The organism is Microbulbifer harenosus (assembly GCF_005771435.1).
GTDB lineage: Bacteria > Pseudomonadota > Gammaproteobacteria > Pseudomonadales > Cellvibrionaceae > Microbulbifer > Microbulbifer harenosus.
In genome coordinates, this window is sequence record NZ_VANI01000021.1 from 43178 (window position 1) to 64221 (window position 21044).

Annotated in this window: 11 protein-coding genes; 6 read left to right on the forward strand and 5 right to left on the reverse strand. The window is 59.8% G+C overall.

Annotation, left to right across the window (positions count from 1 at the left end; translation table 11 throughout):
• Positions 1 to 20 precede the first annotated feature (20 nt).
• Positions 21 to 4175, forward strand: coding sequence for a DUF11 domain-containing protein (locus FDY93_RS17445; RefSeq protein WP_138237034.1), 4155 nt, complete (start codon positions 21 to 23; stop codon positions 4173 to 4175).
• 54 nt (positions 4176 to 4229) lie between these two features.
• On the opposite strand, the gene FDY93_RS17450 is transcribed toward FDY93_RS17445, so the two are convergent.
• Entirely contained in the window at positions 4230 to 4886 is a 657-nt protein-coding gene (locus tag FDY93_RS17450) for a DsbA family oxidoreductase (protein ID WP_138237035.1), read from the reverse strand.
• A 575-nt stretch (positions 4887 to 5461) separates the two neighbouring features.
• Here FDY93_RS17450 and FDY93_RS17455 point away from each other — a divergent pair.
• Positions 5462 to 8620 carry a TonB-dependent receptor gene (locus FDY93_RS17455; RefSeq protein ID WP_138237036.1) on the forward strand — a complete coding sequence of 1053 codons (3159 nt, stop codon included), beginning with the start codon at positions 5462 to 5464 and terminating at the stop codon, positions 8618 to 8620.
• A gap of 113 nt (positions 8621 to 8733) precedes the next feature.
• Here FDY93_RS17455 and FDY93_RS17460 read toward each other — a convergent pair whose 3' ends face one another.
• From FDY93_RS17460 to FDY93_RS17475, 4 genes are all read right to left on the reverse strand, one after another.
• Positions 8734 to 11361, reverse strand: coding sequence for a glycoside hydrolase family 9 protein (locus FDY93_RS17460; protein WP_246068632.1), 2628 nt, complete (start codon positions 11359 to 11361; stop codon positions 8734 to 8736).
• A gap of 132 nt (positions 11362 to 11493) precedes the next feature.
• Positions 11494 to 12342: an SMP-30/gluconolactonase/LRE family protein gene (locus tag FDY93_RS17465; RefSeq protein WP_138237037.1), complete on the reverse strand. Its 849-nt coding sequence runs from the start codon at positions 12340 to 12342 to the stop codon at positions 11494 to 11496.
• Positions 12335 to 14842, reverse strand: coding sequence for a beta-N-acetylhexosaminidase (locus FDY93_RS17470; protein ID WP_138237038.1), 2508 nt, complete (start codon positions 14840 to 14842; stop codon positions 12335 to 12337). Before FDY93_RS17470 ends, FDY93_RS17465 begins: the two co-directional genes overlap by 8 nt.
• A 56-nt stretch (positions 14843 to 14898) precedes the next feature.
• Positions 14899 to 16113 (reverse strand): amino acid deaminase, encoded by a 1215-nt coding sequence (locus tag FDY93_RS17475; RefSeq protein ID WP_138237039.1) that lies wholly within the window; start codon positions 16111 to 16113, stop codon positions 14899 to 14901.
• Positions 16114 to 16312: 199 nt separating this feature from the next.
• On the opposite strand from FDY93_RS17475, the gene FDY93_RS17480 reads away from it, so the two are divergent.
• The 4 genes from FDY93_RS17480 to FDY93_RS17495 all read left to right on the forward strand — a co-directional run bounded on the left by FDY93_RS17480 (position 16313) and on the right by FDY93_RS17495 (position 20997).
• Positions 16313 to 17179 carry a MurR/RpiR family transcriptional regulator gene (locus FDY93_RS17480; protein WP_138237040.1) on the forward strand — a complete coding sequence of 289 codons (867 nt, stop codon included), beginning with the start codon at positions 16313 to 16315 and terminating at the stop codon, positions 17177 to 17179.
• Positions 17180 to 17203: 24 nt separating this feature from the next.
• Entirely contained in the window at positions 17204 to 18643 is a 1440-nt protein-coding gene (locus FDY93_RS17485; RefSeq protein WP_138237041.1) for an N-acyl-D-amino-acid deacylase family protein, read from the forward strand.
• Between the two features lie 401 nt (positions 18644 to 19044).
• On the forward strand, positions 19045 to 19440 hold the full coding sequence (locus tag FDY93_RS17490) for a RidA family protein (RefSeq protein ID WP_246068633.1): 396 nt from the start codon (positions 19045 to 19047) through the stop codon (positions 19438 to 19440).
• A gap of 159 nt (positions 19441 to 19599) precedes the next feature.
• A complete protein-coding gene (locus tag FDY93_RS17495; protein WP_138237042.1) occupies positions 19600 to 20997 on the forward strand; it encodes a sodium:solute symporter family protein in 1398 nt (465 codons plus the stop codon).
• Positions 20998 to 21044 lie beyond the last annotated feature (47 nt).

Consider the following 21044-nt stretch of genomic DNA (forward strand, 5'->3'; position numbering starts at 1 on the left):
ATGAGTGATTGCAGGCAACGATGAGCGCGCAACAGATAACAGCAGACATTTTCCGGCACAGCCGGTGCATCGCGCTCTGGCTCGTGCGGGTGTTGCTGCTGTCGGTAATATCGCTCGGGTTCGCCGGCCATGCCGCGGCACAGGAAGATTTTGGCCAGTGCGACAGCCGCCTGTGGTTTTATGCCGAGAATGCGAATGGCCAACCTGTGCTGTATTCCGGCGATAGCAACACCCCTCCACAGTCAATCCGCCGTGCCGGCACCGGAGTTGCGCCCGGCCGCCTGACTGCGGTGGCCTATAACGCCGGTGATCAGTTCGTCTACGCGATATCCCCCGCAGGCGATGGCGCGCGCGGCGAGGTATTGCGTATCGACCGTCGCGGCGTGGCGCAGAGCGTTTCGGAAATACCTTTTACCCGTGAGGGCGGAGAGCGGCATCACGTCGCCGTCGCACGAGGCGCTTTCGATCATCGGGGTTTTTATTACGTAGTACCGGTCGCAGAGAAGGGTGTGGCGGAGATCCATCGGGTCGATCCTCAGAGCGGGACGGTTCAGGTCCTCACCCTGTCCGAGCCAGTCGCCATCACCGGACTCAGCTGGTTCGACGGCTATCTGTACGCGGTAGACCGCACCGCGGGTCTGCTGCGCATTGACGTGCAGTCCTATCTCTCGGGCAGCGCCGCACAGGTGCCGGTTGAGCGCTGGCGCGCGACGGACAACCCGCCCGCGGTGCGCGGTATGGCCGCCGCCGCCAACGGGGTGTTTGCGTATGACGACAGCGGCCGGGTTTACCGCTACGACCTGAATTCCGGGGCCCCCGACGCTTTCGGATATTGGGATACCGTGCGCGGCGAGGTGCTGCGCTGCGCAGAGGCGCCGTTGGAGCTGCCGGATTTTGCCGCCGCCCGCTACCGTATGGGGCTGCCACATCTGACCGGCAGCGGCGTCGGTGACGAATTGCGGGGCGTCACGGTACAGGTAGAAATCTACACGCGCATAGAGTTGCGCAGCCGCAGTTTTGTACCCGGCGAGCCGGTGAGTTTCCGCCTGGTGGTGGGAACAGAAAGTGACATTCTGCTGGACGGCGTGCGCGTGCAGTTCCAGTTGCCTGCGGCGCTGGCAAGTGCGCGTTGGATCTGCCGCGCCGACGGCGACTCCCGGTGCGGCGAGCCTCGGGGATTCGGCCCCATAGACACGCTGGTAAGCCTGGATGGCGGCGAGATTTTTTTCGACGTGGTGGCTGACACCGCGACGACGGCGCGGGGGCCGCAAACGGTGAGGCTGTCTGCTGCACCGCCGGCGAACATACTTGAGGCAAGGCTCGACAATAACAGCGACAGTGTGACCCTGCGCCCGGTGGTGCGCGAAGATTTTGGCAGTTGCGACAGCCGCATGTACCTGCATCAGGGGGCGGGCACCACGGATCTGATACTGATGGACACCGGCACCAGTCCATTCAGTTACACCACCCTCGGCAACACGCCCAATGTGCAGTACAACGCCGCGGCCTATAATCCGGCGGACAATTTTATCTATGCGATTTCCAGCGACCTGTCCCTGATCCGGATCAGTGCAGACGGTTCCTCCGAGGTGGTCGCCATCAATATTCTGCCCGCGGCGGAGTGGGTCGCCGGGACGTTCGCCAGCGACGGTTTCATGTATGTGACCACCGGTGGCGCCCAGCAGAATATCTTCCGCATTGATGTGACTCTGCAGGATCCTTTCCCGACCCAGGCGTTATTGTTTGATACCTCTCAGGTCACCAGCCCCGGCGATCTCGCGTTCTACAACGGGCGTATGTACACCGTAGATACCGCGACCCGTCAATTGCGCACCTTTAATGTGGTGGGCCAGCCTCAGGGTGCGGTGCTGCCAGTCACCGTCGTCGGCGATACCAACACCTTCTCGCCGATTACCGCCATGTGGGGCGCAAGCAACGGTGTGTTTGGTGCCGATGACTTCGGCAACGTGTACCAGTTCGACATCAACAGCGGTCGCGCATCGAACATCGGCAATGCGCCGACGTCCTCGGTCAGTGATGGCTCCCACTGTTTCACGGCGCCGTTTGAACTGAGCACGGATCTCGCCATTACCAAGGACGATTTCCAAACCCTCTACACACCGGGGCAATCGGTTACCTACTTCATCACCGTGACCAACAATGGCCCCGCGGCGGTCGAGAAGGCGGTGGTGAGCGATCCACTGCCGGCGGGAATCACCGAAGCGAGCTGGACCTGCAGCGGCAATAACGGCGGCACCTGTGGCGCGGCAAACGGCAACGGCGCGCTGAACGACACCCCGGATATCCCGGTGTTCGGCAGCGTAACGTACAACTTCACGTTGAATGTCCCGCGGGACTTTCCCGGCGATCTGGTTAACACAGCCACGGTCACGCCACCTGCGGGCGTGACGGATTCAAACCCCGACAACAACACCGCCACCGACACCAACCAGCGCCAGCCATTGCTGACGATTGAAAAGATTTCATTCGGTGGTGTGGGCACCTTTTTCTTCAGTGTGCAGAATGCCGGCGGCTCGCCGAATATCACCACCGTGGAGGAGGGCGTTGCGGTACAGGCGCCGGCGCAGAGTATCGTCAATGCGGGGCAGCAGGTGGTGGTCAGGGAACCCACGCTTGCGCCGGGCTTTACCCTCACCGATATCACCTGTACCGGTCTTTCCGAGGGCGGCAATTACACGGTGGACCTCAATGAGCGTCAGGTCTCCATCGACGGCAGCGGCACCCTGCCGGGCGCAGACATCGTCTGCACCTTTACCAATAATGCGGAACCACAGGCCAGTATCAGCTTGCAAAAATCCCTGCCGGATGGGCGGTTCGCCGAGGGGGATCAGTTCCAGTTGAGTATCAACGGTGCCGGCGGCACCAGCGCCACTACCACGGGCTCCGGCACCGCGGTGTCGCCGACCATTACCGCATCACAGCCGGTGGTGGGTAGCAGCTACACGCTTTCGGAAGCCGGCAGCGGGTCCACCAATCTAGCCAACTACACCACGACCTACTCCTGCACCAACGGGTTGGCGGGTGGCCAGACACCCAGCGGCAGCGGTACGAACTTTTCTTTTACCCTGAACCAGGGCGATCAACTCGCCTGTACCTTCGTGAATACACTGCGGGAATTGCAGGCGGATCTGGCGGTTACCAAAACCGACAATAGCGACCTGTATGTGCCGGGCTCCGATCTAACCTACACCATTGTCGTGAACAACAATGGCCCGGATGATGTGACGGGGGCAACGGTCAGTGACGCGCTGCCCGCGGGTGTGAGCAGCGCCAGCTGGACCTGCTCCGCCAATGGCGGTGCCAGTTGTGGCGCACTTTCCGGCACCGGCGCTATCAACGAGACGGTAGACCTGCCGGCAGGCGGCAGCATTACCTATCTGTTTACAATTACGGTGCCGGAGGACTACACCGGAGATCTCATCAATACCGCCCGCGCGGATGTACCGGATGGCGTGATCGATCCCGATCCCGGTAATAACTCCGCAACCGACACGAATAGGCGCGCGCCGGAAGTGACGATTGAAAAAGTATCCGAGGGGGATGTAGGGACCTTTTCTTTCAGCGGCGGCAACGGTGTGCCGGAGCAGAGTATTACCACCACCAGCCCCGGACAGGTGCAGCGGGGCAACAGCTTTTATCTGTCCAGTGCCAATACCGCGACCCCCATTACCGAGTCCGGTATTCCCGCAACGTTTGAACTTACGGACATCACCTGCCGAGGTCTGCAAGCGGGTAGTGCGGTTGTCGATATCAACACCGCGACCGTCACGCTGGATGCGGCTGCCACCGCAGCGGGCAGTGAGATCACCTGTCGTTTTACCAACGAGCGACTGTCGACGGACCTGGCCGTTACCAAGAGTGCACAGCCCACTACCGTCGTCGCCGGTGATAACGTGACTTACACCATCACCGTCGACAACCTGGGACCGCGGGACACCACCAATGCCATACTGACTGACACCCCAGACGCGAACCAGGATTGCATTACTCCGGCGACGATCTCCTGCAGCGCCACGGGCGGCGCCCAGTGTCCGGTGGCGCCGATCGATCCCGCGCAGCTGGTGGGTGGCGGTCTGGTAATCCCCGTCCTGCCCGCCAACAGCGAGGTGGTGTTTACCCTGGTGTGTCAAGTGAGTGCGGGCGCAGCGCCGTGAGGCCGCAGGGCCTCCGGGGAGAGGATGAGTTGGTGTGTGTTCAGGGGGCGGTGATCACGCGGTCGTCTTACTCAGAATGATCTCGAGCTGATGTTCAAACGCTGCCACTTCTTCCGCGCCGCTGATGGCGTAGTCGTGATTGAACATGAACAGCGGCACCCCCTGAATTCCCTGAAGCACTAACTGCTCCTCCCGCGCCAGAGTCTGGCGGGCGATGGCGGTATCCTCTAGCGCCTTAGAGGCTTCCGCGCGATCCAACCCTACCGATTCAGCGGCATCCAGCAGAACGCTCTCGTGATTGAGATTTTTTCCGTGGGTGAAGTAATCACTGAAAAGCTGGAGCTGCAGGTCCGTTTGCCGGTCGCTGTTCTCTGACCAGTGCAGGAGCTTGTGGGCTTGGCGCGTATTGTAGATACGCAGGTCGTCGGTGAAATTGATCTCGAATCCTACCGCTGCTGCCAGCGTCTGCAGGCGTTGACGATTCTCTCTGCTCTGCTGCTCCGAGATCCGGTATTTACGCGCCAGGTGATCGCGCAGGTTCTCGCCGGCTTCCGGCATGTCGGGGTTCAGCTCGAAGGGGTGCCACACCGTATTTACGGTAAACCGATCGCCGAATTTCTCCAGCGCGCGCGCGAGCCGGTAGTAGCCGATGGCGCACCAGGGGCAGACAACGTCGGAAACTATATCGATTCTCAGATAGGTATTTGGCATCGGATTCCCACCAGACTTTCCGCTCTTTTACGCATAATGGCGCCATCCGAATGGCGTGTAAATGTTCTTTGGGAGACTCTCGTCACTATATCGACTGGTTGGCGTGTTTTGTGCACCGGTGGCGCAGTCCCGAACCCGCTCCCTCAGTCTAAGCGCTGAGGGTGCATATGCCTCATCGTCCGCGAGCTTTTGCGTCAGATTGCGAACCTTTCGCGGTAGATACCAGGCGGTAGGTGCCCTCGCACCAGGTTGTGAAAATATCTAACATTTAAAGTTATATTTGTTGAAAGTTATTTTCTCGGTTGGTATGTTTCCTCCATGCGCTGGCATCACCAGTCCATATTTGATGTTCACCTTGTATCGCTCGCAGTCGGGACTCCCGTTGGAATTGCCGGTTATGGGAGATCCCGGAGCTTTTTTTGCATTCCTCCGGATGTGGATAAGCAAATGTGGAACAGAACTGGAGGCCGCGCGGGGCTTTTGAGGACGCAACAATAAAAGAGGGTACTGGGCAAGGAGTGCCAGGGGTAGTGCCATCGTACGAATAAAAAGATAAACACCACCGAGGGTTAGCCATGCCAAGGAAATTCAACCAGAAACTGCTCAGCATCGCCGTATGTGGTGCAGTCTGCGGCCTGCTGCCGGGGCAACTCGCCGCGCAGGCATCACACACGGACGACGCGCTCGTCGAGGAAGTCGTGGTCTACGGGGATATGCGCGCAACACTGCAGTCCGCCCAAGACCTCAAGCGCGATGCCGACACCGTCAAGGACGTGATCACCGCGTCGGATATCGGCGCGCTACCGGACAAATCTGTTACCGAGGCCCTGCAGCGGGTACCCGGCGTGAGTATCGAGCGCTTTGCCGCCTCCGACGACCCCAACCACTACGCCGACGAGGGCACCGGTGTGCTGGTGCGCGGCCTTGATCGTGTGCGCAGTGAGATCAACGGTCGCGACTCTTTCAGTGCTACCCCCAGCGGCGGCCTCAATTTCGAAGATATTTCCCCGGAATTATTGGGTGCGGTAGAGGTAGTGAAGAACCAGACCGCGGATATGATCGCCGGCGGCATCGCCGGTACCGTCAATCTGGTTACCCGCAAGCCGTTTGACACCAATGAACAGTTGATCGCCGGCACCGTAAAAACCAACTACGGCGACTTCCGCGAAGAGAGCACGCCTACGGCCTCCGGCCTGTTCAGTGACGTGTGGGAAACCGACGCCGGTGATTTCGGCTTCCTGGTCTCTGCCTCACACTCCGAACTCGCCACCCGCGGCGATGGGATCGGCGTGGCCAACTTTTATTCCCGCGGTGATGCGCATATCAATGTGCCACCTGGCTGGGACTCTACCGGCACTGTGATCGGAGGTACTGCACCAGACTCCCCGCTGGAAGGTCCGGTCGCCTTCCCGGATCAGCCCGCGGGCTCGGTCTATTACACCCCTGGTCAGTATTCCCTGCGCAGCGCCGAGAACGATCGCGAGCGCACCGGTTTCGCAACCTCCCTCCAATGGCGGAGCCCGAATGACAGCGTTATCACCACGCTGGAATACCTGCGTTCCGAGGCGTCGCTGGTGTGGCGTGAAAACGTGATCGGCCCGCAGGCGCAGGGCTTTGCGCAGGGGCAGTGGTGGGATTCCCGTGTGCGCACCGATGTGTCGGAAGACATGATGCCAACCTGGGATGAGAACAACATGTTCACCAGCGGTGTGATCAGCTTCGGCCCGGAAATGCCGATGCACCTGTCCTCCCGCTACAACGAAACCGAAACCTCTGTTGAAGATCTCTCCTTCAATATCGAATGGCAGGCCACCGAGCGACTCAATGTAGGTCTGGATATCCAGCGTGTGGACGCCACCGAAGAAATGATCAACAACGGCATCAATGCCCGCGCGCAGCACTCTGTGTCCGACGTGTATCTGGATCTGCGCGGCAGCCGCCCGAGCATCGAGTTCCTGAGCGATCGCCTGTTCGAGCCCGACTACACACCCAACTGGGATGGTCCACGCCCGGATGTGTTGCTGGCGACCGCCCTGGACACCGCGGTGGATTCCGATGCGAGTATGAACGCGCTGAAGCTGGATCTGGAATACGAACTGGGCGACGGCTGGGCGCGTACTCTGAGCGGCGGCGTGTACCGTTCCGACAAGGATCTCACCGTGCGCGATAGCGAGTACTCCAACTGGGGGGCGGTAAATACCCCATGGAATACCGCCATCTCCATGAACGGTGATTACAACGCGATCAGCGATGAATTCGAGCGCCAGAACTGGAGCGACTTTTACCAGGGTGGCATTCTCGACGGTCGCGACGACTTTCTGTTTATCAAGATGGCGTCCGCGCAGGATTTCGCCAGTTTCATGCGCCGCGCCTGCGAGGAAGGTTTCAACACTGCTCCCTACGGCGAGACCAACCCGGGCGGCGCTTCGCCGGTGGGGCAGAGCAACCCGAACTGCTACCAGGCCATGGTCGACATGGCTGGTCGCGTAGCACCGGGCAGCCCCTTTGCGCCGCACGATATCACCTCCACCAACGAGAAGCGCCAGGAAGCTTATGTGCGCTTCGACTTCGCAGACGACACCCTGGAAATGCCATACCGCGGTAACTTTGGCCTGCGCTATGTAAGCTACCAGTTGGAGTCCAGCGGCTACGTGGTAATGCCGCTGGCCGGTGGTGAAGGTGCCGACTTCCTGAGTGAAAACCTGCAGGCGTTTGCCGACGGACAGGGTGCGGTGAGCACCGTCGATGGCACCGACTACAGCACCGTGCTGCCAAGCTTCAACCTGGCGGTGAATGTAAAGGAAGATGTGATTGTGCGCGTCGGGGCGTCGCAGAGTCTGTACTTCCCGAACCTGCAGGACACTCGCAACTCGCGCATCGTGACCTTGGAGTACGAAGTACAGCGCGACGGCGAGAACGGCCCGATCACCGGCATCACTCCCGGCAGTGTGCAGATCAACGGTACCGCGCGCAACCCGTTCCTGGAGCCGGAAGAAGCCCTCAACCTCGACCTGACCACAGAGTGGTATTTTTCAGATACCGGTTCTCTGGCACTGGCGCTGTTCCGCAAGGATATCGATAACCTGTTCCGCGAGCGTCCCTTCCTGGCGGATGTGACCAACCCGCGCACCGGCGTGACCGAGTCGGTTTCCTTCAACGGCCCGGCGAACGACGGCGAGGGCTCGATACAGGGCTTTGAGATTTCCTATAGCCAGTTCTTCGACAACCTGCCGGGCGCTTGGAGCGGCCTCGGTGTACAGCTGAACTACACCTATATTGATCAGAAGGATCTGAATGATCCGATGAGTGACGAGCAAATGGGTGCGGTGCGCTTTGATACCAACGGCAATCCAATCTACGACGGCCGCAACAGCTTCCGCGCTTTCACAGATCTGCCGCTGCCGGGCTACTCGGATGAGAGCTACAACATCGTGGGGATGTACGAGTATGCGGATCTGTCGGTGCGCCTGGCGTACAACTGGCGCTCCGATTATCTGGTAACCCGCCGCGATTCCAACGAGTTTGCGCCGGTGTATGCGAAGGCGGCGGGCTTCCTCGATGGTTCCGCGTACTACAACATCACCGACAATATTCAGATTGGTCTGGAGGCGAGCAATATCCTGAATACTGAGACTCGCACTGAGTTGCAGCTGGATCAGGAAGGGACACGTACGGACTCTCTGAATTTCATCACCGACCGTCGGTACGCGTTGGGACTTCGTGCGAAGTTCTGATACGGCGTGCGCTGTTTGTTAAAAAAAGCCCGGCCGCCAACAGGCGGCCGGGCTTTTGTTTTTTGGGGTATGGTCATGGCCGGTCGAACAACCGCCGCGATCAGTGTCGGCTATCAAATATCCTCAGGCTGCAATAATGCCTGCACCGCATTGGCCAGGAAAATATAACTGGCACCAACGGTGATCACATACTCGTTCTGGCCCCAGAAAAATGGCCAGTTTTCCTTGTTTTCCGGAAAATCCGGCGGAAGTATCAGCACACCGGGCACGACGCCGCCGGGAATAAACGAGAAGTCCGCGCGGTTGGAGCCGTAGGCCACCAGTTTGGATTCCGCACCCACGCCCGATACCAGAGAAAGGTTCGAACCGGGGTGGCGGCCAAGAATATAGTCGAGGCTGCGGAACACCAGATCATTTTCAACGATGTGCGGAAAGTGCTTGTGCAGCCAGTAATTGGTGTTGCCGAAATTGACAACACCGCCGGCACCGGCCCAGCCGCCGCGGGTAACGGGAACACCGTAGGGGGTTTCGCGCTCGAAGGCGCGGATCTGCTCGCGGTAGTCGCGCGCAAGCTGCTGCATGTTATCCCGGAAGTCCTCATCCATCAGCGGAATCGCCTGCGCCAGCGTGACGGCGTTGAAAGCAAACCGCTCGCGTACCTGGGGCAGCAATGTGTGTACGGACGCGGCGTACTGGGCGTCTTCCGTGCTGATCAGCAGTTCCACGGCCGCGGCCAGTTGCTCCTCCTCCAAGCGTCCGCCGGTGGTGTTGCCGTAGTGGTACAGATTGGGCTCGCGCTGCTGTTCGTACTGCCACACACGCACTGCGGTGGCGAGGCACTCATCGGCGAGTTTTTCATTGTAATTGCGTAGTGCGCGGCTGGCGGCGGCGAGCGCTGCGGCGGAGCCGTAGTTAAGCGCAGAAGTGTTGCTGGTAAACGCCCAGCGGTCGTCGAACTCGCCACTTTTCTCGCCATCGGTATTCATTACCCGGCGCTCTGGCGGCGGTGCAACGGTAGAAGGCAGGTACATTTTCCCGACCCGTCGCTCTTCGGCGAATGGGTCCAGCGCCCGGGCGTAAACGCGGTTGTCGGTTTTGGTGGAACCGTCGCCCAGATGCGGATATTGGTAGAGATGCGCGGCCACGATACCGGGGATGGCGTGGCCGAGAGCGCGGTGCTGCGCGATCAGAGCCAGGGTGCCGTGCTCTATCTGCTGGATGATATCCGGCACACCGTCCGGCCGGTGCATCTGCACACTGCGTTTCTGCTGGCTGATGGTGGTGTTGTCCCGGTCTATACCGAACTCTTCCCAGGCGTGCACCAGGTTGCGCACCGTATGGTATTGAGACTGGGTGCGAATATCGTAGTCACCTGCGTCATACCAGCCGCCGACATCCAGCCCGGGAATATGCTCAAAGGGTTTGAACTTTGTATCGGTCTGCGCATTGTGTGCGTAGAGATCGAAATGCTCATAGTCGGCTGGTGCCTGCAGCGCATCGTCCAGGTGTGAGCGGCCGTGCCACACCCGGTAGGCCTCGCGTACTTCCATATGGTCCATCTGTACCGGCAGGAAAACATCCAGCGTCGGCTGCCAGATGTCGGCATGTGCTGCGGCGTCGATGGGGAAGGGCGCACTCAGCTGATCGCCGTATTCGATCTGGTACAGCCCCGGCTGCGCCACCGCGGAAAAATCGAAGGTAACGTACCGGTAGCGCAGGTATTCCCCCCACGAATCCACTGCCGCATCCAGCGCTGTGGATTTTTTGCCATCCGGTTCGATTTTCAACAGCCGCGCGTGGTCATGCGGCTTGTCATTGCTGTCGAGTTCGATCACCGCCCGTTTCGGCTGTGCCGGGTGGTAGCCCGCCTGGGAAAAACCGATCACTGGCTTGCGTATCCAGTCGGGGTCCGCCTGCACATCCAGCTCCCAGCGGACCACCTCGCCCGAGCGCCCCGCGGGGATCAGGCTGCGCACTACAAACCAGCCGTTCTGCGCCTTGTTGCGGCCGTCGAACAGCATCAGCGGGTTGTCGCCGCCGAGATTGCGGATGGCAACGCGGTTGATGGGATCTTCCGGAGACAGTACCAGCTTGTGACCCGTGGCGAGTGGCAGTGGTTCGGTGCGCCCAGTCTCGTCGAACTGCATACCACCGCCGGGGTGCCGCGGAAACAGGCCGCCGCGGCCGTCCATCAGGTACGCCTTGCCGAAATAGCTGGCCGGCAGGAATTCCATATTGAAGCCGGCTTTGCCTGCAAGCTTTTGCGGCAGGGGCTCGTCCAGCTGCACACTGATTTCCATTTTCCCGCCCTCGGCCTGCGCGACTACGCGATAGGAGAAACCGAGTTCGGGATATTCCAGCCGCGCTTCGATGCGACTTGCCTCGCGCTCAACGCTGCGCTCAATTAACTGACCCATCCCATCCCACTGTTCCGGGGTGTGCAACAGGCGCAGGTCGCCGTTGGTGGCGATCCGCTCGCCGCGCTGGATGATTTCGATACCGCTGGTCTTGGCATCGTAGAAGAGGCCGCCCGGTGGGTTGCTGAAGGCGAGAATGTTGACCCCCGGGGCCTGGAAATACTCGCGATCATTGAGGCGCAGGTCCGGTGTTATCGCGCTGGCTGTTCCAGCTTCGGTGAAAACCTGTGAATTGGAATCGACAACGGGGGATTCACCGTCGCAGGCAGAGAGTCCCAGCGCGATCAACGGCAGGGACAGCAACACGAGATTCTTACTTTTCACGGTACGTATTCCGTATTTATTATCGAAATGGTACCGCTACCATAAATGCTTGAAATCGATCTTGTCAAAGTGTTTCCCGAGATTCGGGTCGGCCAATTTTTAATCAAAAATCTCGGCAGCTATCGGCCTCCCTCAGCGCCCCGTAGAAAACCGTTCAATCGCCCCGCGCTTCTGCATGGTTACATAGCCGGTTTTTTCATCATCGCTCAGAGCAACGTTGGTTGGGTGTTGGCCCGTCAGGCGAACAGTGGAAAGTACTTCACCAGTGGGGGAAACCTTGAGAACCACACCCGCGCCGTAGCGGGTGATGTAGAGATTGCCTTCGACGTCTGTCTGCATTCCATCCAGTCCGAAGTCATCGAATTCCAACAGCAGTTTTTTGTTGGCCACATCGCCGTTGTCCAACACGTCATACACCCACACCCGACGCTGCACGCTTTCATTGAGATACAGTTTCCTGCCGTCGGGGCTCAGCTCAATGCCATTGGTGGTGCCCATATTTCTTTCCAGCAGAGTGAATGCACCCTCGGGAGAAATACGCCACAGCTGGCCACTGTTGTTGGCCCAGTCCGGATCGCTGGCATAAATGGTGCCGTCTTGGGCGATGGCGATATCGTTGGGTTGGTGCATTTCCGGATTGTGGAATTTGCGCAGGATTTTTCTGGTGGCGGGGTCGATCTGCAACACATTGTGGCCGGTGTAGTCGGCGACGTACATCAGTCCATTGTGGAAGCGCAGACTGTTGCCGGTGCTGCCTTCCGGCAGTTGCAGCCAGACTTCTCCGCGGCCCTTTTCAGTAACACGGCCAATGGTGCCCTGATGGGAAAAATTCACCGCGTACAGGCTGCCATCCGGCCCCACCACCGGGCCCTCCACACCGCTGGTAAAGCTGCCCTCCGGCATCCAGTCTGTGGTTTGCGTATCCGCCGCGCTGCCAGCGATTGCCAGTGCCAGAATTGAAGCGCCGAAAAAATTAATCATGTTGCTTGTCCGTATTGTTGTTCACGCCGGGTCCGGAATACTGCAGCCGATCCATAAAACGTTCCAGCACATAAACAGCCGGAAGCACAACTTCGCCGTGCATACCCTTGAGCGAGGCAATCTGTGCGCGGACAGCCACCTCTTCATTGGGGGTGAACGGTTGCCGTTCGACAAACCGCGCGGTAATCAGAAAGCCGAGTTCCATTTGCTGATCTACCAGGTCCGCCAGTTTCCGAATATCCGCGGGAAGCGCCTCCGCGTGCTGCCGAAGGGATTGTGCGGCTACGCCTGCGCGCCACAGATGCAGCAGGCCGGGCTGCAGCGATTCTACGTCTATGGCTGAAGTGGGATCTCGCGGCAGGCTTTCCGCGAGTGCGCGCAGCTCCCGCAGCGCGATACTCTCTACCGGCAGACTGTCGGCGAAGCGGTTCAGCGGGTCGCGCCTGGAATAGGTTTCGTGCACGGATTTTTCGTGGTGGCGGTGATAGTAGTGGGCGGGCTCCAGCACCGCGGAAAATGCCAGGGCCTGCGACTGCAGGCTTTTCGGAAATAGGTGATGCAGCGCGGCGGCCTGCTGTGAACGATGCTGCAGGCCGAGGGCGGCTTCCGCCCACCGGTCGATTACTGGCAAGCGCCGGTACAGAAAGGCCTCATCCTGCAGGTCTTCGCCTGACCACAAGCGCTCCGCCACGGCGAAGGTGCGCGGCCACAGGCGCAGATCGATGGTGTGCTCGTCCACCATTTCCGCCCAGAGTGCGGCTTCTCCGCCGAGGATATTTTCTACCTGCACATCCGTAAGCCCGTGTTGAGCGCCGGAAAATACCGGTGCCTCGTGTTCCGCCTGCGTGCCGCCGATCTGTTCACCAACGGGGTGATAGGGTGCATTCCCCACAACAAACTCACCGCTGAGTGTTTTGTTGTTTAAACGCAGCCGCGCCCGCAGCGGGCCCATCCAGGTATCCAGGCTGAAATGGGTGTATGGGCCCGCACGCTTAACCCCGCGGAGCCGCTGCGGGGTTTTGCCGGAAAATTTCATCACACCGCGCAACTCGCCGTCGCGGGATTCAATCAGGGTAAACGTGCCGCTGACCGGACTGCCCCGTTTGCGTGGGGCGCTGAATTGCCAGGTCTGCCACTGCTCGCCGGGCTGAACATCCGTAAACTCCAGCGATTCGGGAATGATGGCGTTGCGATAGTGATAGCCGGTGTACTGGGGTTGGTCCAGATAGAAACCGGTGGAGAGAATCGCGTTGTGTCCCGCGCGCGCAATATCACCGAGCGCGTCGGGGCCGCGCCAGGACTGCACCGCGGCATCGGGCGCGAGTCCCGGATGTAGTATTTCGTCCCAACCGATCATCTTGCGGTCGAGCCCTGCGAGGATCTCCGACAGCCGACGGTTGAAAAAATTGTGCAGCGCGCGGCTGTCTGGCAGTTGCCGCGTCTGCATGAACCGCTGGATCTCCGCGTTGGCCTCCCAGTGCTCGGGGTTTACCTCGTCGCCGCCGATATGCACGTATTCGAATGGAAACAGTTCAGCGACTTCTGCGAAGACTTTTTCCGCGAAGGTATAGACTGCCGGGTTGGCCGGGTTCAGTAGTGGCTTGTGCACTCCCCAGTGGTCTTCGGGTGTATAAGGGCCGGGTGCAGACATGAGTTCCGGGTAGGCGACACCGATGGCGCTGGCGTGGCCGGGCATGTCGATTTCCGGCACCACCACAATGCCGCGGTCGAACGCGTAGGCGACGATGTCTGCCACCTGCTCGCGGGTATAGAAGTTTCCGCCGGGCGCGGTTTCATGCAACCGCGGATAGGCGTGGCTTTGCAGTCGCCAGCTCTGGTCATCGGTGAGGTGCCAATGCAAGACATTCAGTTTGGCGGCGGCCATACCGTCCAGCTGGCGCTTGATCGTGTCCACGGAAAAAAAGTGGCGCGCGGAATCCAGCATCAGGCCGCGCCAGCGGAAGCGTGGCCGGTCGTTGATGGTCATGGGCTGCAGTGAAGCCGCGTTGGCCCTTTGTATGCCGAGCAGCTGCGACAGTGTTTGCAGTCCGCGGAGTATGCCTACTTCAAAGTCCGCGCTCAGGGTGATTCTCTGCGGATTGATTTCGAGCTGGTAGGCGTCCCCGGCGCGGCTCAACTCGCCCAGCGTGCTCGGTGCGTCTTCGCTGGTGACGGCGAGTTCGACAACAGAAATATTGCCGGCAACGCAGGGCGTATCGCAGCGAGTAGCCGCATTCAGGGAAATCCCGGTCTGGCGCTCGGTGCGCCGTCGAAAACGGGCTTCCGCTGCGCGCAATCGGTTGCTCGGTGAGTTGCGGAAACAGAGTGCGCTGTTCCCGCTCAGGATAAACTCAGGGGCGGCGGAATGCGGGGTGAGCTGCTGCGGGTAGGGCATGAGCGCCGGCAGGGAATCCATATCGGATTCGCCATCAGCCGCGAACACCACCAGAGGCAGCAGTGCGCACCAACTGCTGAAAAATATATTCTTTATTGTTTTCATGCTCGCATTTTCGTTGGATTTTCCGCGTTTAAAAACTCAGGCCTAAAAGTCTTGGCCTAAAAACAGGTATCGACGGTTTCCAGCACATTGAAGTCGTCGTCGATCACCAGCAGCTGTCGCCACTTGTCGAAGGTCAGGCACGGATGCGAGGTGGAAAGCGCGAGCATATCGCCCACTTGAAGATCCGCGTCCTCGGGGATTTTCATCATCGCGTGCTGGTCCATGATGCCGGTGAGTTGCCAGCTTTCGTCCGCCGCGCGCGGTGCGCCATCCCGGCCCGGGCGAAAATGCCGTTCCGGGCGCGGCAGTCCCGCATCATAGGCCGCGTCCCGTTTGCCGAAATTCAGGATAGCCATACCGGGTTCTGGCAGCGACTGCACATAGGCCCAGACCTCCAGTGCCGAGTGCAGATCTCCCGGTGGGCAGCAGCGCCCCTCCATCCTTTGCATTACTCCTGCCTGCGCCTTTTGGTAGATGCCGCGGTCGTGGGTGAGATAGCAGCCGGGGCGCAACACCGGCAGGAGGCGCGGTTCGCGGTGATCGGTAAAAACCTGTGCAACCAGGTCGTACCAGGCGGAGCCGGCGCCGCTCAGTATCGCCGTTTCGATGCCGATTTTCTCTTGCGCCAGCAGTTCCAGGCACAGGTCGCGCACCTCCTGCAGGTGCTCGATCACCCGCGTCTCGGCGCGCTCGCCCTGAATCAGGCCCTCATAGGTTTCCACCCCGGCCAGCTGTAGCTGTGGCCAGCGTTGGATTTCGTCGCACAGGGTGTGGGCCTGTGCAGAATCGCGGCAACCGGTGCGGCCGCCGCGTACGCCGACTTCGAGCAGCAGTTTCAGCGTCTGTTGCCTTTCCGCGAAAAAAGTCCCCAGCTGCCGCGCGTTTTCCACAGAGTCGATCAGGCAGTAAAACTCCAGCTGCGGGTAATCCGCCAGCAATGCGCTGGCCAGCTGCATATTGCCGCGGCCGACAAGCTGATTGGCCATCAGCACCCGTGTCGCGCCGGCCTCCGCGGCCACCCGCGCCTGTTGCGGGTTGGCGACGGTCATGCCCCAGGCGCCTGCGGCCAGCTGGAGGCGGAAGAACGCCGGGGTCATGGTGGTCTTGCCGTGGGGCGCTAGCTTCACGTCATGTTGATCGGCAAAGGCCTGCATCCACTGCAGGTTGTGTTGCAGGCGCGTGCGGTACACCACCGCTGCCGGCAGTGGGATGTCCTCGCGCAGCAGGTTGGGTGTAGGGCGTGGGTTTTCCGTCTTGTGAGAAAGGTTCATCGGGCCGGCTCCATCCCAGTTGTCAGAATAAAGTTTGGTAGAAAGTATCACATAAATAATTATGGTGTTGAAAGTAACAAACACGATACCTATACTGCACCGACTTGAGTAACATCCATATCCGCTTCTGAAGCCCGCCCTCTGGCCGTCCGCCGACGGCGTGCGGGATTCGAAACTCCAGCAAAACAGGAAAGCTGCCGTGAGTCACGAACCGGATATTGTCTCGAAGATTAACGCCCATTACGGCCAGTTGCGCGATGCAGAACAGAAGATTGCCCGGCTGGTGACGGACGATATCAGCTTCGCCGCTCACGCCAGTATCAGTGAGCTGGCGAGCAAAGCCGGCGTCAGTGAGGCCACGATTACCCGCTTTGCCAAGGCGGTGGGTTGCAAGAATGTGCGCGATCTCAAACTGCGGCTGGCGCAGGCGGTGGCCATCGGGCAGCGGTTCTACACCGAAGTCAAAGTGGAGCCGGGAGCCAATTACGGGGTTTACGACGAGATCAAAGCGGCGCTGGATCACAATGCGCGGCTGATTACCGAAGCCGTGATTGAGCCCGCGGTGGAAGCGCTGGCGCGCGCGCGACAGATTTTGATTTTCGGAGTGGGCGGCGGTTCCACGGTATTTGCGCAGGAGTGCCAGCATCGGTTTTTCCGGCTCGGCTTTCCGGCCACCTCCTATTCGGATCCCATGCTGATGCGCATGGCCGCCTCCACCATCGACAGCAACGATGTGGTGCTGTGCCTGTCCATGGGCGGTTACAGCCCGGATGTGCAGGAAGCGGCGGAGATTGCGCGGGAATATGGCGCAACGACGTTGGGTGTGACGGTGGCGGATTCGCCATTGGCGCGGGTGCTGCACCACCTGGTGCCGATGGAGCCGCTGGAGACGGACTACATCTTCAAACCCACCGCCGCCCGCTACGTCATGCTCGCCGCCATCGACGTGCTGGCCACGGAGCTGGCGGTAAAACAGAAACGCAAAAGCCGGGAGGCGCTCAGGCGCCTCAAGCACACTCTGGACAGCCACAAGCACGGTGAAGACCGTTTGCCATTGGGAGACTGAACGGAGGGAACAAAAGGGACGGGAATGAAATACGATACGGTGATTCGCAAAGGCTCGGTTGTCGACGGCAGCGGTGCCGCCATCTTTACTGCCGACATCGCCCTCGCCGAAGGCCGTATTCAGCGCATCGCCGAGCCCGGTAGCATTTCTGAGCCTGCCCGGGAAATCATCGAGGCGGAAGGCCTGCATCTCGCCCCCGGATTTATCGACGTCCACACCCACGACGATCTGGAAGTCATCCACAAACCGCAGGTGCCCGCCAAAATCAGCCAGGGTGTGACCACCGTCATCGTCGGCAACTGCGGCATCAGCGCCAGCCCCGTTACGCTCAACAGCGATCCACCCGACCCGCTGAATCTGCTCGGCGACCGCGCGCGTTTCACCTATCCGCAATTTTCCGACTACGCCCGCGCGGTGCAGGAATCCCGTCCCAACGTCAACGTGGCCGCACTGGTAGGGCACACGTCACTGCGCAACAACCACATGGACGACCTGCAGCGTACCGCCAGCAAATCCGAACTCGCCGCCATGCGTGCGCAATTGCGTGAGGCGCTGCAACAGGGCGCGATTGGCCTCAGCTCCGGCCTTGCCTACGGCAGCGCGAAATGTGCGGATACCGCAGAAGTGTTGGAAATGGTCGCGGAACTGGCGGCGCAGGGCGGGGTGTACACCACGCATCTACGCACCGAGTTCGACCGCATTCTAGATGCCATCGACGAAGCCCTGCTGACCGCGCGCGAACACCGCGTGCCGCTGATTGTCTCCCACCTGAAATGCGCCGGGCGCGGCAATTGGGGGCGCAGTGGGGAAGTGCTCGGGGCATTGGAAAATGCTGTTCAGCATCAAAAAGTCGCTTGTGACTGTTACCCCTATACTGCGAGTTCGAGCACGCTGGACTTGTCGCAGGTGGCGGACGATATCGACATTTTCATCACCTGGTCCGAGCCGTTTCCGGAGCAGGGCGGTCGGCCCTTGGCGGAGATTGCACGGGAGTGGAATCTCTCCTGCTATGAGGCGGCGAAAAAGTTGCAGCCGGCGGGTGCGGTGTACCACTGTATGAGTGATGAGGATGTAAAAAATATCCTCAGGCACCCGCTGACCATGGTCGGTTCCGATGGCCTGCCCAACGATCCGCATCCGCACCCGAGATTGTGGGGGGCCTTTCCTCGTGTGCTCGCCCAGTACGGGCGGGAGCTTGGTCTGTTTGATCTGCCGCAGGCGGTGCACAAGATGACCGGGCTTTCGGCGACCAATTTCGGGTTGGCGAATCGCGGGTTTATTCGCGAGGGTTATTCTGCGGATCTGGTGTTGTTTGATTACGCTGGGCTGGAATCGCTGGCGAGTTATTCCGAACCGCAAAGAGCGGCGCGGGGGATTTCACGGGTCTGGGTGAATGGGGTTTGTGCTTATTCCGACGGTGTTGTGTTGGATAGCCGGAGTGGAGCGTTTTTGTTTCGCGGCTAGGTTCTGTGGTTCTTTTCGGGCTCCGTGGTGCTCTGTTCGGGGTTCGGGGCGGCAAATCACTGGGCGGGTACTTTCAGAACCGCTGTGAACCCATCCCTGGGAGCTGCGGCGCAAACATCCTGTTTGCGACGCTTCTGAAAGTGCCCGCCCAGTGCTTTACCTTAGCTTCGAATTTCTGTACTTCGTAAGCTCGATCGCTCATGCCACTTACGGAGTAAGAAAATTCAATGCGAAGGCGGAGCGCCGGGTAAAGCCTTTCGGGAGCGTCGGCAACAGGGATGTTGCCGACGCAGCGTACAGGGACGTATTCACAGCGGTCCCGAAAGGCTTTACCCGGTGCTCCGCCGCCACAGGACCGAGAACAAAGCAGTACCACTAAACTTGCAACAAGAGTAGTAATCATGATTCAGAGATTCGGTGCCGAAGGTGGCACAGGTACAGGTGGTCAACACCTGCCATTTTCCAGTGCAGTAGAGGCCGGTGGTTTTCTCTATGTGTCGGGCCAGACTCCGATGCGCGATGGCGAAGTGGTGGAAGGGGGGATTGTGGAGCAGTCCCAGCTCGCCATCGACAACTGTTTCGCCATCATGGATAAAGCCGGCTACAGTGTGGAAGACGTGGTGCATGTCACCGTCATTCTGACCGATGCAAGATACTTTCAGTCTTTCAACAAAGTCTTCAAACAAAATTTCGGAGACCACCCTCCAGCCAGAATCTGCTCCGTGTGCGACCTGGTGGTGGACTGCAAAGTAGAAGTTGGCGTAGTGTGTTACAAGCAACCAAAAGGACATCTCTAAAAATCTACTGCGCGTGCGCCTGGCGGCGTCCGGCGGCCACCACCAGCCACCCGCTCGCTACGATTTTTAGAGAAGTCCAGAAACCTGAGGTCTATACAGGTCGCCGCTGAAATAAAAAAATAATCCAATAACACGCGTTCAATAAAAATAAATTTCCATATGAATGCCAGTATTTTTCTCGGGGCCTTCGGCCTCTACATCGTATTCCTGATCGCCATCGGCTGGTTCGCATCCCGTCGTACCCGCAGCGAAGACGACTTCCTGCTCGCCGGCCGCAGCCTGCCCATTTTCCTCACCATCGGTACCACCGTCGCCACCATGGTGGGCACCGGCTCATCCATGGGGGCGGTCGGATTTGGTTACGCCAACGGCTGGGCCGGGGCCCTGTACGGGATTGGCGGCGCAGTGGGGATACTGCTGTTGGGGTTGCTGTTTGCCCCCGCGCGCGCGCAGGGCTTTGCCACCATGAGTGAAGAGCTTGCGTCCTACGTGGGCGATCACCCGCTGGTGAAAAAAATCGTCGCGGTGCTGATCCTGATTGCGAGCCTCGGGTGGCTCGGCGCGCATATTCTCGGCGGCAGTCTGTATCTCGCGTGGATTGCCGGAATAGATTTGCAGCTGGCAAAACTGCTGGTGGCAACCGGCTTCGGTATTTTTGTAATTGTAGGTGGTTATCACGCCGTGGTGTGGACAGATACCCTGCAGGCACTGGTGCTGTTTGTCGGATTTTTATTGATGGCAGTGTTCGCCGTCCACACCGTCGGTGGTTGGGAAGTGGTTGTCGACGTTTCGCAATCCGCCGAGCGTGCGCAGTCCATAGGCGTGCTGCCGGCCATTTCCCTGGCTGCCGTGATTGCGGTGGGGGTACTCGCTACCCCGTCTTTCCGTCAGCGTATTTATTCGACACGCAGTGTCCGTTCTGCGCGCAGGTCGTTTTATATTTCCGGCGGTCTCTACCTGTTTTTCTCGCTAGTGCCGGCGGTTATTGGCATTTGTGCGTTTGTGCTAAACCCGCAACTGGAAAACCGCAATTACGCATTCCCCTATCTCGCGATCGAAGTACTGCCGCTCGGTATCGGCGTGCTGGTGCTGCTGGCCGGCCTCTCCGCCACCATGTCCAGCGCCAGCTCCGATGCCATTGCCGGTGTCTCCGTGCTGGTGCGGGATCTCAGTAAACCGACTAAACGCGAAAGCCTTGCCCTGTCGCGTATCGGTCTGCTGCTGGTGATCAGTGTGGCGCTGGGTATGGCGCTGCTGTCCGATGACCTGATCGGCTATATCAGCAAAATGATTTCCACCGTGATGGCGGGGCTGTTTGCCTGCGGATTGCTCGGGCGGTTCTGGCCGCGCTACCGCTGGCAGGGTGCGCTGGCGTCGCTGCTGGCCGGGTCAGTCACCTCGCTACTGGTCATGGCGACGGTGGAAGAATTTTGGGGGAATCCCATTATCCCGGCGGTATCCATGGCACTGCTGGCGGGAATACTGGGCAGTCTTGTTTCACCGCAACCGGCCGCGCAATCCGACACGGATTCCGCCTCGGTATTCGACGCCGGATAAGGTCATATCGCCGCAAATTCTGGCGCTCAATTGACCATCCCCCTATT